Source organism: Desemzia sp. C1 (assembly GCF_020882875.1).
In the GTDB taxonomy this organism is placed as follows: Bacteria; Bacillota; Bacilli; order Lactobacillales; family Carnobacteriaceae; genus Desemzia; species Desemzia incerta.
The window spans coordinates 969,057-981,997 of the sequence record NZ_JAJIZP010000003.1; the positions used below are offsets into that span (position 1 = coordinate 969,057).

Below are 12,941 nucleotides of genomic sequence, written 5' to 3' on the forward strand. Positions count from 1 at the left end.
CTCCCTTACATTCTATTCCATATCTTCTATATTTTTTCTGATTTTACTTAATACATTAAAAAAGGTTTCCAGTTCTTCTTCGCTCAATCCGGAACGTACTTTACGTTCTACACTTTGAATGCATTCTGCTGCTTTTTTTGAAAATTCGATTCCTTTAGGAGTGATGACCAGTTTTTTCAAGCGAGCGTCATGACTCACTGGCTGGCGCTCTATAAGCCCTTTTTTTTCCAGTGTATTTAACATACCAGTGGCTGTTGAACGGCGTATTTTCAATAATTCTTCAATGTCTTTTTGAAAGACATCTTGGTCTTGCCGACTATGAATGAAACCAATGATTCTGGATTGCATCATATTGTTTTGATCATCTGAGATCTCTGTCATTTTGGCAGCGATAGACTTTTTGACTTGGTGATTGGCTGCTTGCAGTGAGAAACAAACGTAATCCTGAAATTCCCTCACTTTTTACCTCCTCTTAAAATTTCTTGGTTGTTTTTATGAATCCTTCGTCTAATAGTTCGGCACCGAACTGTTAGGCAACTAACAAATAGTATGCTCTTATTGTATCCTGTTTGCAAGCTTTATTTTCAATGTAAAAGCCCGTCTTTTCAATGTTTGTCCTTACATTCCTTTAGGCACAAAAGAACCTCAACTAAGAAAAAGTTGAGGTTCTTTTGATTTATGTTGTTATATAAATTTCATCTTATCCCTGATTACTTTTTTACTCATCAACGTGACCGAATACTCAAATCCGACTCAAAAGCTTCTAACATTTCATCAGAAGCATCCTCTACAGAGACCTTTTGGACAAATTCAGCAGTGGTCAATAAGCGAATAACTCCATCATCGTCACACGTAATCAACGTTAATAATGTTTGGTTCGGAACATCGTCTATGACACTGACTTCGGTAGCTTCGATTGTTCGCTGCTCGATGACTTGGTACTCATAAATGTAGTTCAAGTCAGTCAGATAAACCGTATCGCCTATTTCTACCTCATATAATGGTCTAAACAACAAATCAGGATCATTCATATAGTGGCCGGCTAAGGCATAGTTTCCCTTCCCCATTGCTTGCTCTTCTTTCATGGTTCCTGCTGTCAATGCCAAGGTATAAGGAGAGGTACCTTTTCCAATTGCCAGATTCAATCCAACGCTAGGTATACTGATATCGCCTAACACCATTATTTGATCGCTGTTGAACTGGGCTAAGGCTACTGTTTCCATATCTAACAGTTCCACTTCTCCAAAATCAAATGACGCATCACTGGTCTGATTTTCTTTGCCCTTTTTCATTTTCCCTCGCTAACTTTCGAATTTTTTTCTACCTAATATACAAATGTGTTAAGCAGAAAAGACAAGGAGAGCATTATCTATTTTATTCGAACTTGTTTTAAGGCATTTACCTTAAGATTGGAATTTATGATTTGGTAAGGTAAGATAAGGTAAAACTAGGTTTTAAACCTAGAAAAAGGAGCGTTTTTTTATTGGGGGCTGTATTAACACAAGCAATCAGCTTTTTATTGGTCATACTAGTAGGTTATTTATTTAAAGCAGGTGGGCTATTAGAAGAGCGGGACGGCCACACCATTTCAAAAATCATTCTGAACTTAACTTTGCCGGCTACGATTATTGTCGGCTTCAATGCCGTTGAGATTGATAGCATATTGATCATTATGATTTCTTTAGGTTTGTTGTCAAATATTTTGTTGGTGTCAATCGGCGGAATAATCTGGCGTAAGAAAGACACTTCTGATCAGGCTTTAATGATGTTCAGTCAAGCGGGGTACAACATTGGGAATTTTACGATTCCATTTGTACAAGGTTTTTTCCCTGCTGCTATTCCTTTTATCGGCAGTTTCGATACAGGTAATGCGTTGATGTTATTTGGCGGGACGCCTTTATTAGCAGATAAAATGCTGGGACAAAATCGAAGCTCTCGCGGGGCTAAAGAAGTGATTTTTCGTTTGTTTCGCTCTCCTTCTTTTTCTACTTACATTGTTATGATCCTACTGGCTCTTTTTCAATTTGTGATTCCGGAAAATGTTCTTTCGGTCGTCAAACTTTTTTCTAGCGGAAATGCCTTTCTATCCATGTTTATGATTGGGCTTTACTTAGACTTTAAGATTCCTCGAGTCGATTTGACGAAAGTAGCAAAACTATTGTTTACACGCTACTTATTAGGTATTTTACTTGCGTTGATTTTCTATTTCTTGCTGCCATTGCCGCAGCTCGTTCGAATATCGTTAGTCTTATTGGCTCTTGCTCCAATAGGGACTGTTTCTACCATCAACATGGTGGTTTATGGAAACAAAGCTTCTCTTTCAGGATTTTTATCTTCAATGAGCATCCTGTTATCCTTGATTCTCATGATTGGAGCTTTGATCTTCATTTTGTAAACAAAAACTCTCGCCAGATTCGGCGAGAGTTTTTTTAAAATTAACCGACATATTCTACAGCTTTCACTTCAACATCAATGTTGTTTTGAACAGCTTTTGAATACGGGCAGAATGCATGAGCTTTTTCAGCTAGTTCTGTTGTTTCTTCTAACGTTTTTCCTTCAATACCGACTTCTAAGACAACAGATAATTTGAAGCCATTGTCTGACGGATCTGAATTTAAAATTACTTCAGCCGTTACTTCTGATTTAGCCTCTACTTTTGCTTCTTTCATTTTCGCTTCTAAAGCAGAGTTGAAACAAGCACTGTATCCTAATGCAAATAATTGTTCAGGGTTGCTTCCTTGTCCTAGACCACCTAATTTTTTTGGTGTAGAAACTCTAACTGAAAATGACCCGTCTGGTAAACGGCTTTCTCCGTTACGTCCACCTGTATTGATTGCTTTTGTTGTATAAAGTTTTCTTGATTCAGTCAGGATTGATTCCTCCTAAAGTTTTGGTCAGAGCATTGATGCGTTCGATCAAATCAAAATAATCTTTTTCTTCCAATTGGAGAAGCTGCAAACAGGCAGAAACTTTTTCTATTACTTCACTTTTGATGCCCATCGCTTTTTCAGTCACAGCAATTACGACTTTTCTATCATCTTCCGGATGACGATTTCGAGTAACATATCCCGCTGTTTCCATTCGCTTGAGCATAGGCGTCAACGTTCCGCTATCTAATCCTAATCGATTACCTAATTCTTGCACGCTTTGGTTATCGTTCTCCCATAAAATCAATAAAGTTACATATTGAGGGTACGTTAACGAATACGGTTCTAAAATTGGCCGATAAAATTTGGTAAATTGTTTAGATAGAGTGTACGTCGAAAAACAAAGCTGTTCTTCTAATAAAAACTGATTTCCTTCCATTTGATTTCCCCCTAATTGGTTGTGCACAATTGAATTGTACACAACCAAATTGTTTTATGCAAGCGCTTAGCTTTTATTTGTAAATTCTTCAGAGCTTATTATTAAAGCGCTTCAATCATGATACAGTTTATTTATAAAAACGAAAGTAGGGAAAGAAATGGCAAAAGTTTTAGTAGTACGCCTTCACCAGTTTGATCGTTCAGTTTCAAGTTCAATGAAAGTGTTAGATGCTTTCTAGAAGAATACAAAAAGACTAATCCTGATAACAGCATTGAAGAGTTGAACTTATACCAAGTAACTCTTCCAGAAATTGATTGCGACTCCATTATGGAATCTGCATGTACCTTCTCGCCTGAAATCTTGGATCGATACCGTAACGGTTGCTGGCAAAACATTCCGCTATACTGAAACAGGATCCGAAGGTTTGATCAACAACAAAAAACTTTTACATATTCAAGCCAATGGCGGCGTATTTCACGGACAAGATCCTGCCAGCCAATACCTCAAAACTATTTTCGGCTTCCTAGGCATCAAAGACTGTTCCGAGTTATTTGTTGAAGGCATGGATCACGATCCTGAAAATGCAGACAGCATTGTAGCGGCAGGAATTGAAAAAGCTAAAGAATTAGGAAAGACTTTTTAAATCCAATCTGATAATAAAGCAAGCGACTAGGATTTTGTTCCCAGTCGCTTGTTTTGTTGTTTATTTAGTTGTTGAATGTACAGCATCTGCATGATCTTTTGGTGTTGTAAAGAACACACTTAAGAAAGCAATCACCACAAATAAAATGTTGACCAATAACCCAATAGAACTTGCTTCATGCACATGTCCATCAGCATTTACGGCTGCAAAGACACTTGCTGAAATAGCTACACCAATAGCACCGCCTAAAGAACTGGCCATTTTGTAAACACCAGATGCAACGGCTACTTTTTCAGCGGGTGCATTTGAAACAGCGGTATCTGTTGAAGGAGTCGCATAAATTCCTAATCCGAATCCAAATAATGCATACCCTACGATGATAAAAATGATGTACAGACTATTTGGTAAGAACGTCAATGACATCAAGGCAATCCCTATTGCAGTAATGACTGCACTAGCCAGCATTGGCATACGCGCACCATATTTTTGCAAGAATTTTTCACCCATACGAATCGCGATCAACACAAAGACTAAGTAACCGATTGTTAATAGTCCTGTTTGGAAAGAAGTGAATCCGCGACCAGATTGAGCATACGTGTTTACAACGATCAATGTGCCCGCTGCTGCGTTCAATAAGAAGTTCGACAAAGTTGCTCCAGCATAAGCTTTGTTTTTAAAAAGCGAGAAATCAATCAAACTATTGTCTTTACTGGTTTCTAATTTGACAAAAACTAATGTTGAAAGCAGGAAAACAGCAATAAGTCCAAGTCCAGCTAAGCTAGTCCAGCCTAATGCAGACCCGTTCGTAATATAAAGGTTGAACGACAACATCATTACCACGAAAGCCATTAATCCCGAAAAATCAAACTTTTGACTCCCAATAGCTTCTACTTTGCTTTCAGGTGTACCTTTCAGCAACATCATCCCGATAACAGTAATCACGATAGACAAAATGAAGATTGCTCTCCATCCAAGTGTACTGGCAACCAATCCAGCAAATAGAGACGTTAATCCAGAACCGCCCCACGAACCAATTGACCAGTAACTTAGCGCCCGTTATCTTTCTTTTCCATCAAAGTACACTTTCATCAAAGCCATGGTGGATGGCATGATAGCTGCTGCAGACAACCCTTGGATGATCCGTCCAAGAATCAATAGAGGCGCACCTTGTGCCACTACAATAAACAAGGAACCAGTAATGCTTAAAACCATACCAATATTCGTCATTTTTACGCGTCCGATACGGTCAGCCAAGCTTCCAGCTCCAACCATGAACATACCGGAGAATAAAGCGGTCAAGCTGACAGAAATATTCAATACTCCTGCAGAGATCCCTAGATCTTGTTGTACAGGTTGTACAGCTGGACCGATATTCAGCATCGTTTGGGCAAACAACCAAAATGTGATAACACCCATGACGATACCTGCGATTAATCTGTTATTCCCTTTATACTCTTGTTCCAATTACTTGCTACTTCCTTTCAAATAATCAACAACGATGGCACCCATTGCTTTAGCAGAGATCATTAGTGATTTTTCATCAATATCAAACTTAGGATTGTGGTGAGGGTAAGCTTTTCCGTTTTCAGGAGTTGCTCCTACATAGAAGAACATACTCGGACGTTCTTTGGCGTAATAAGCAAAATCTTCTGAAGGTGGTTGCGGTTCGCACATCTCCACACCTGTTAATTCTGGAATATCTGTGTTACGCAATACGTTGACACCAAATTCAGTTATTTCAGGATCATTGTAAAGAACCGGGTAATCATTTTTGTAATCTAAATCATAAGTGACGCCGAACATGGCACTGATTCCATCTAATTTCGCCCGAACTTCTCTTTCGATAGTTGCTTGTGCTTCATCAGACATGGAGCGGACATCTCCTTCAAGGGTCACTTTGTCTTTGATGACATTGAATGAACCTTTTCCATCAAAATTTCCGATCGTGATTGAACCTACATCAAATGGACTCAACGCACGACTGACCACACTTTGAAGAGCCACTACAAAATGACTCGCTGCAACGATCGCATCTTTTGCTTTGTGTGGAGAAGAACCATGTCCCCCAACACCATTGATGGTAACTTTAAAATAAGAACGTCCTGTTTGAACATTGCCTGGACGGTAGAAGATTTTACCTGATTCCATTTCTGACATCACGTGGATACCAAATACATTGTCCACTCCGTCTAGAGCTCCATCTGCGATCATGCTGATAGCTCCGCCTGGGGGAACTTCTTCTGCATGTTGGTGAAGGATGACAACTTTACCTTCTAATTTATCTTTCATTTCGATCAACGTTTCTCCAAGGACCAACATGTAAGCTGTATGTCCATCATGTCCACATGCATGCATGACTCCTGGATTTTGCGAAGCAAATGGCAAGTCTGTTTCTTCTGTAATCGGAAGTGCATCAAAATCGGCACGAATCCCGATAGTCTTTCCGGGTTTACCACTATCAATCGTTACAACAACGCCATTTCCTCCAACGTTTGCACGAACATCGCACTCTTTTTCTTTATAAAAATCTTGAATGTATTTAGCCGTTTTATCTTCTTTAAAAGACAATTCTGGGTGTGCATGCAAATAACGACGGATTTCAATCATACGATCATTTTTTTCTTCTAATCGTTTCAGCAACTCTTCTTTAACCGATACTTCTGTCATTTAACATTACCTCCTAATTTTTTACCTATTCCTTTAATACCAAGCTTTCATTTAGCGACAATCTCTATTATAGCCTCTTTAAAAGTTTTAACCAGAGCGGTTCTTATCCTTTTTTACTGCTTTTTTGCCCTCTTCTCCTAAGGTAAAACAAAAAAGACAAAATCCAGGGGGTGTTTTTTGTCCTTTCGTCTTTTTTGTCATTTTATTCTTTTATAGCAAGTAGAAACTTTTTTTAATTCCATTATATAACTTTTCTCATTTCAATAAAGTGAATAGTATTGATATTCAATAAGGAATAAAAAGACCAGTCTCCTTCAATGCTTTCATCTGTTAACTCAATGGCTGGACGAGATGTTTGAACAATGTAATCTATGATTTCTTTATCAATACCATACTGACTGTTTAATTTGCCCCAATTTTTATATAGACCGCCGTTTTCGCTGTCGAATCGGAATGTACGAATTTGATAATCGCCTTTTTCTAACCCCTTCAAACTGAAATGCAGCTCTTTTTTACGAGATTGGACAAACAGTTCATCCGTAGAGTATTGAGGATTAAATCGTTTCTCGTTATATAAAATAATTTGATAACCCTCTTCATTTTCAGTCATCAAAAAGCTGTCTCCTCTTGCAATTACTTTTCCTCGGAGTCTTTCTTTAAACATGACCGCATAATACACTGGCCGTTTTCCATCGAAAAAGTGAAACAATTCCAGTCCATCAATCAAGATGTTGCGGCTGCCGCTGCTTTTTTCATGCAATTCATTGTTGATCCAAAAGCCCAAGCTCTCAACTTCCTTGCTTAAAGCAAGAACAGTTCTCAGAATCAGTGCTCCTCTAAAGAAAGTTCCATTCGTATAACGCGTATTACCTGTTAATGTATTCCAGTTGTTCAAGTACAAGGGTTTATTCAATTGGTGTTTTCTTAAAAACTGTTTTAATCTGGCTGTCTTATCAACGATGTAGTCCTGACTCTTGATAAAATCTTTGTCGCTGATTTTATCAAAATCAATCAAATCGTTTTGATCAGCGTCGTAACTGATAAATTCAATTTTTTCTGCTTCATCGAATATCCAATGCTGATCCTGTGAAATAATATCTTTTTTTCATCATAAGAAACATAATAGCCAACCGCTATGTCAGATACACGATTCTTTAATAATTGCCGTAACTTCAAATACATCTTCTTCAACTCATCAGCGGATACAGATTTTTGATTTGGTCCTTGAAATAAGACGCGCCACTGTCCTACAAATGAACGTCCAAAAACCAATAATGAATGCTGAATAAAGCGATCAAAACGATCAAAAAAGGAGAGTTCATCTTGTTTGATTTCTTTGTAATCGACACGGATAAATAAAGGGATGTGCTGCTCTTTTAAAAATTGGATAGCCAAATCGGAATTAGCATATACAGGCGATGTTGAGATCATCTCGTCAGTATCTACTTCCGGCAGCAAAGTAGTTCCCTCCAGTAATTTTCGAATTCCTATATAGTGGATTCCTAATTGTTGATTAGCTGTTAGAACTTGTTTTTTAACATTTTCATTCAGCAATTCTTTCAATTCACCTATGAACACTAAATGCTTTTCGTGCCCCAATTTTTCATCGCTTTCTTTCTCTAGGCGAATCTCTAATTCTTCTACTGGAGCTTTATCGTAAACAAAATTTTGGTCTGCACTTTCATCTAAATATTTGGCTAATCGGATCAAGACTGCTGGGGATTCCATCACTGAACGTGTTTCTTCTTGAACTTCCTCTTCTTTTTCTCTGATCAAATTGGCTTGCTGATGCTGTTTTCGGTACTGTGAGGGAGTCATGTGGTAGACCGACTTGAAGATTGCAGAATAATTTTTAGCCGTTGAAAATCCATTGTTGTGAGCAATTTCGTATAAATTATCTGTTGTGTACAATAAATCATCGATACTGTGTTTCAAACGAACTTGATTCAAATAGTTCAAAAAACCGATCCCTGCCATTTGCTTAAAGTAGCGCGATAAGTAAGAGACAGATAAAAACTCGTTTTCAGCCACTTCAGATAACGTCAGCGGTTCTGAATAGTGTTGTTCGATTAGTTGAATGATGCGAGCAATACGTTCATCGTTGGCTTCAGCGCCTTCCCACATCGGCATCTCTTTTTTGAAGAAACGCGTCATCATCAACATAATTTGGTAAACACTGCTTTGGATCACGAGTGCACTGCCATCTTCGTCGCGGTACTTTTCAATAATCATTTCTGACAATAAAGGCCTCAATTGTTGAGTGACTTTTTCTCTTCCTTTATCCAATTCTTTAGAGAAAGACTGAAAGTAACTATGGAAATAATTTTTATAATGCAGCGCAAAAAAATGACTGGATATGGATAAAGATATCAGTATATTCTCTTCATTTCCTCTAATGGAATAACGAGAATTCCGGTTGATAAACAAAATATCATTTTCTTTCAGTTCATCTTCTTGACCTTCATACCTGACTTGTGCCGTTCCCTTAATCATAAATAAAACGATGGTCCCATAATATTGTTGTGGAGGAAAATATAGGACATTTTCCATTACAATATTAAAATCTTAGGTTTGATCACTTTTCAAATTCGTCACTACACCCTTTCGTTTAAAACAAATCGCCTCTTAATTCAGACCTTCTTTTCTATTACCCTTACTTTAACACGTCAGAAAATGTCTAGCCAATAATGGATTCAAATATTTTGAAATCCGATTGAAAACATACCAAACAAGTAATCTTTTACAATTTTAAAGTGGATTTTTTTAATATAAAAACTGTTATACTTAGCTATTTTTATGTCATTCTGTGTGTTATATTAATCATGAAATAATATAGAAGAAAAAGGAGTTACACAAAATGGATGAGTTTAAAACAAGCTCTGAACTTAAGCAAGATGCTCGTGAGATGTTGAAAGGTCGATGGAAAGATGCGGTCTTAATGAATCTTCTTCCAGCATTATTGGGGATAGCCACTTTGGCGCTGTTGGTAGTAGGTATTGCTACTTTTTCTGCAAGCACAAGCGACTATTTTGCAACGGAAAGTACATATGGTGATATTGAATACGAAGATAGAGGCGCTTATTCTGATACAGATGTATTGTACGAAGACGAAAATTCCTATAATGATACTAATGATACAAGAGTTACGTTCGTTCAAAATTTATTTACGACGATTATCACTACTGGAATGTCATTTGCCTTCTTAACAGCCTTTAGAGATCCTGGTTATAAAATTCGACCATTTAGAGATGCATTCCAAGTATTCTCTAAAAAATATTTTTTAGGTGTATTTCTGATTTATATCGTTTCAAGCCTGTTTATAGTTTTATGGACATTGTTATTCTTTATCCCTGGGCTCATCAAATCTTATTCCTATTCGCAAGCTTACTTGATTTACAAAGACCACGCGGATCATCCTAATACGGAAAAAGTCTCAGCAATCAATTGCATTACGGAGAGTCGAGAACTGATGGATGGACACAAAGGACGGTTGTTCGCCCTTGATTTAAGCTTTATCGGTTGGTATTTGATTGGTTTCCTTACTTTAGGAATCGGGTTTTTATGGATCACTCCATACACAACTGCTGCCAGAACAGCATTCTACAATGATTTAGTTGGTGGAACACCTACAGAAACTGACATGGAATGGGACGAAGATTGGGAAGACGAAGAATGGAATGACTCGCTTATTTAAAGAAAATTCAACAGAGCATTCATCAAAAAACTACCTCACTGAATTGCAGTGAGGTAGTTTTTTATATAACATGCATTATTTAAGAGTGCTAAAAAGAGCAGACTTATTTAGCAAACGCTTCCATTTTTAGTTGCAGTACTGCTTCATTTTTCTTTTACATCTATCTAACGCATTGATTACTTTTACGGTTTCACAATTAAACTCTTTTGCGATATCTTCTCGTGGTATATTTCGAAGATACCTAATAAAGACTTGATGTTCGAAATCAGATAATGACTCGAAGTATTGAGGTATACTCTCCTTAACTTCTAAAGCTTCTTGGAAGCTCATACTGCTGGTATAATTTTGTATGTATTGCGGGGAAAAACCATTTTCTAACAAACTGTCTAACGACTCAGAAATTTTTTCTATCCTTCTCTTTTTAGCCATATCTTTTCGTATCAGACTGAATAAATGATTTTTTAAGTTTAATTTGAAATAATTTCCGAAAGTATGTCCTCTTGTTTTATCATAAAAAAGAATGGTTTTATTGAAGACAATTCTTGCTTCTTGGACAAAATCATCTCTTTCGTAACCCAATATATAATAATCCTTGATGACATTCTTTACCAATGGAGTATAACGTTGAAATAGAATTTCAAAAGGATAATAATCGCCGCTTTTAATTACTGTGATCAAATCTTCATCTTTTAACTGCTCAAAGAATTCCTTGGTACCACTCACTTGTTTTCCTCCAGCCTATGTTTTATTCTTTTGGCCTTTCATTCAGTCTGCTCTTTTTCTGAATTCTCAAATAGTGTATGGTTATTTTTTTGCTAAGTCATCTCGGAATCTTTCTAGTGCATCTAGTTGACGATGGTTCCAAGGAGAATTTCGTCTGTAACTTTGCCCGTGCAATGTTTTTGCATCATTTTCAATTGCCTTTTTGGAGTGTTGCAGATCTTTGTACAATTCATTAGCTGATTTGCGCAAAGCTCCTCTTTGAAAAACGATCCATTGTTCCGCCAAATCGCTTGTAGCGACGGTAACTTGAGTGATTAGTAAGTTTTCTTCTCCAACAACACGTTCAATATAACTGTCTGCCGTCTCACCTTCTTTAGTGAAAATAACATCTAAGTGAAATTTTTTATAGCTTTTTTGAATGCCGGGAACCAGTTGGGCGTCGAAGACCACACGTACTTCAATGTCTTCATATTTGGCATAATTCGACAATTCATGAAGCAGAAGGTCTCTTGCCTCTTCCATCTCATCTTGGTTCTTTAGTTTTTCCAACATAGGCCACGCGCCGATCATATTGTATCCATCAACAAGCAGTACTTCTTTTTTCATGGTCTCGACCTCCCTTCTTTTCTTGTTACTTTATCCCATACTATTCAATCAATTATAATGGATTTCGACCACGATAAACTTCATACATCAATAAGCTGGCTGCCACACTGGCATTCAGACTTTGAACGTGTCCAGTCATAGGAATCGTAATAGTTCCGTCCATTTGTTCTTTTACTAGCCTTGAAACACCTTTTCCTTCATTTCCGATCACAAGTCCGACAGGCAATGTTGCATCCCAACGACGGTAATCTTGCCCTTCCATATCTGTTCCGTAGAACCAGATACCGCGTTCTTTTAGGTCTTTGATCGTTTGAACCAAATTAGTAACTCGAACAACAGGTACATGTTCGATTGCTCCCGTAGAAGATTTGGCTACAGTAGCTGTCAAACCTACTGCACGACGTTTAGGAATAATGATTCCATGAGCGCCACTCGCATCTGCCGTACGCATGATGGATCCCAGATTATGCGGATCTTCCACTCCATCCAATAAAATAAAGAACGGATCTTCATTTTTCTTAGCAGCTGCTTCAAATAAATCATCAATTGACGCATATGGATAAGCTGCAGTTCCAATAACTACACCTTGGTGATTTTGGCCTTCAACTAGTTGATCCAACTTTGATTTAGGTACGATAGAAATCTGCAACTTGCGTTTTTTCGCCAGTCCTTGGATCTCATCTAATTTAGTACCAGACAGCCCTTCTTGCAAGAAGACTTTATTGATGTCTCTTTCAGACTTCAATACCTCGATTGCCGGGATTCTTCCCATGACAAAATCGCGTTCTTCTTCGTTCTCTACAACTTCTACTTCTTCTCTCGGCTGAGGACGTTTACGCTGAGGGCGTTGTTGATTGGATTTTCTTTGTTCTCTCTTAGGCGATCGTTTATCATTTCTTGGCATCGTTCGTCTCCTCCACTTTCTGGATACACCAGTTGATTAGTTCTTCCATACGTTCTTTTCTGCCGGACAAATGCAAGAAACCCATCAAAGCTTCGAATCCTGTTGAAATACGGTAAGTCGTGATATCCGCGTTCTTAGCTGATGTATGGCTCTTAGCATTTCTTCCTCGTTTGAACATCGTTTCTTCTTCCTCAGACAGTAACTCTGCCGAAATCATTTCATGCATCAAAAAGGCTTGTGCTTTCGCTGAAACAAAATGAGTTGCCATGCGATGCAATTGGTTGGGTCTAGTCTGTCCTTGGTTTACTAAATAATCTCGTATATATGTTTCATAAATGGCATCCCCAATATAAGCTAAAGCCAATCCGTTAAGTAATGCCCAATTCTTTTCAGTCATA

At 37.8% G+C, this 12,941-nt stretch carries 14 protein-coding genes and 1 pseudogene; 3 read left to right on the plus strand and 12 right to left on the minus strand.

What is annotated here, in order from left to right; all coding sequences use genetic code 11:
- Window positions 1–12: 12 nt before the first annotated feature.
- Window positions 13–459 (minus strand): MarR family winged helix-turn-helix transcriptional regulator, encoded by a 447-nt coding sequence (locus tag LMF32_RS05170; RefSeq protein ID WP_230524063.1) that lies wholly within the window; start codon window positions 457–459, stop codon window positions 13–15.
- Between the two features lie 266 nt (window positions 460–725).
- Window positions 726–1,292 carry a class A sortase gene (locus tag LMF32_RS05175; RefSeq protein WP_230524064.1) on the minus strand — a complete coding sequence of 189 codons (567 nt, stop codon included), beginning with the start codon at window positions 1,290–1,292 and terminating at the stop codon, window positions 726–728.
- A 191-nt stretch (window positions 1,293–1,483) separates the two neighbouring features.
- Between LMF32_RS05175 and LMF32_RS05180 the strand changes: the two genes are divergently transcribed.
- Window positions 1,484–2,395: an AEC family transporter gene (locus LMF32_RS05180; RefSeq protein WP_092480863.1), complete on the plus strand. Its 912-nt coding sequence runs from the start codon at window positions 1,484–1,486 to the stop codon at window positions 2,393–2,395.
- Between the two features lie 40 nt (window positions 2,396–2,435).
- Here LMF32_RS05180 and LMF32_RS05185 read toward each other — a convergent pair whose 3' ends face one another.
- Together LMF32_RS05185 and LMF32_RS05190 are read right to left on the minus strand one after the other, a co-directional pair.
- The gene (locus LMF32_RS05185) at window positions 2,436–2,870 is read right to left on the minus strand and encodes an organic hydroperoxide resistance protein (RefSeq protein WP_230525081.1); all 435 of its coding nucleotides are present in this window, start codon (window positions 2,868–2,870) and stop codon (window positions 2,436–2,438) included.
- Window positions 2,863–3,306, minus strand: coding sequence for a MarR family transcriptional regulator (locus LMF32_RS05190; protein ID WP_230524065.1), 444 nt, complete (start codon window positions 3,304–3,306; stop codon window positions 2,863–2,865). Before LMF32_RS05190 ends, LMF32_RS05185 begins: the two co-directional genes overlap by 8 nt.
- 310 nt (window positions 3,307–3,616) lie before the next feature.
- Between LMF32_RS05190 and LMF32_RS05195 the strand changes: the two genes are divergently transcribed.
- Entirely contained in the window at window positions 3,617–3,949 is a 333-nt protein-coding gene (locus LMF32_RS05195) for an NAD(P)H-dependent oxidoreductase (RefSeq protein ID WP_230524066.1), read from the plus strand.
- Between the two features lie 60 nt (window positions 3,950–4,009).
- Here LMF32_RS05195 and LMF32_RS05200 read toward each other — a convergent pair.
- From LMF32_RS05200 to LMF32_RS05215, 4 genes and pseudogenes are all read right to left on the minus strand, one after another.
- Window positions 4,010–5,365 (minus strand): annotated as a pseudogene (locus tag LMF32_RS05200) (MFS transporter).
- Between the two features lie 48 nt (window positions 5,366–5,413).
- A complete protein-coding gene (locus LMF32_RS05205) occupies window positions 5,414–6,616 on the minus strand; it encodes a M20 family metallopeptidase (RefSeq protein WP_230524067.1) in 1,203 nt (400 codons plus the stop codon).
- A gap of 241 nt (window positions 6,617–6,857) precedes the next feature.
- Window positions 6,858–7,631 (minus strand): hypothetical protein, encoded by a 774-nt coding sequence (locus LMF32_RS05210; protein WP_230524068.1) that lies wholly within the window; start codon window positions 7,629–7,631, stop codon window positions 6,858–6,860.
- Window positions 7,628–9,166 (minus strand): helix-turn-helix domain-containing protein, encoded by a 1,539-nt coding sequence (locus LMF32_RS05215; RefSeq protein WP_230524069.1) that lies wholly within the window; start codon window positions 9,164–9,166, stop codon window positions 7,628–7,630. Before LMF32_RS05215 ends, LMF32_RS05210 begins: the two co-directional genes overlap by 4 nt.
- Window positions 9,167–9,473: 307 nt before the next feature.
- Between LMF32_RS05215 and LMF32_RS05220 the strand changes: the two genes are divergently transcribed.
- Complete coding sequence (locus LMF32_RS05220) at window positions 9,474–10,310, plus strand: DUF975 family protein (protein ID WP_230524070.1); 837 nt, start codon at window positions 9,474–9,476, stop codon at window positions 10,308–10,310.
- A 126-nt stretch (window positions 10,311–10,436) separates the two neighbouring features.
- Here the strand turns inward: LMF32_RS05220 and LMF32_RS05225 are convergent, their stop codons facing one another.
- The 4 genes from LMF32_RS05225 to LMF32_RS05240 all read right to left on the minus strand — a co-directional run bounded on the left by LMF32_RS05225 (window position 10,437) and on the right by LMF32_RS05240 (window position 12,940).
- The gene (locus tag LMF32_RS05225) at window positions 10,437–11,033 is read right to left on the minus strand and encodes a sigma-70 family RNA polymerase sigma factor (RefSeq protein ID WP_092480857.1); all 597 of its coding nucleotides are present in this window, start codon (window positions 11,031–11,033) and stop codon (window positions 10,437–10,439) included.
- Between the two features lie 81 nt (window positions 11,034–11,114).
- Window positions 11,115–11,639: an NYN domain-containing protein gene (locus LMF32_RS05230; protein WP_230524071.1), complete on the minus strand. Its 525-nt coding sequence runs from the start codon at window positions 11,637–11,639 to the stop codon at window positions 11,115–11,117.
- A gap of 52 nt (window positions 11,640–11,691) precedes the next feature.
- Window positions 11,692–12,543, minus strand: a complete 852-nt coding sequence (rlmB, locus tag LMF32_RS05235) for a 23S rRNA (guanosine(2251)-2'-O)-methyltransferase RlmB (RefSeq protein ID WP_230524072.1) — start codon at window positions 12,541–12,543, stop codon at window positions 11,692–11,694.
- Complete coding sequence (locus tag LMF32_RS05240; protein WP_230524073.1) at window positions 12,530–12,940, minus strand: Mini-ribonuclease 3; 411 nt, start codon at window positions 12,938–12,940, stop codon at window positions 12,530–12,532. Before LMF32_RS05240 ends, rlmB begins: the two co-directional genes overlap by 14 nt.
- Between the last annotated feature and the right edge of the window lies 1 nt (window position 12,941).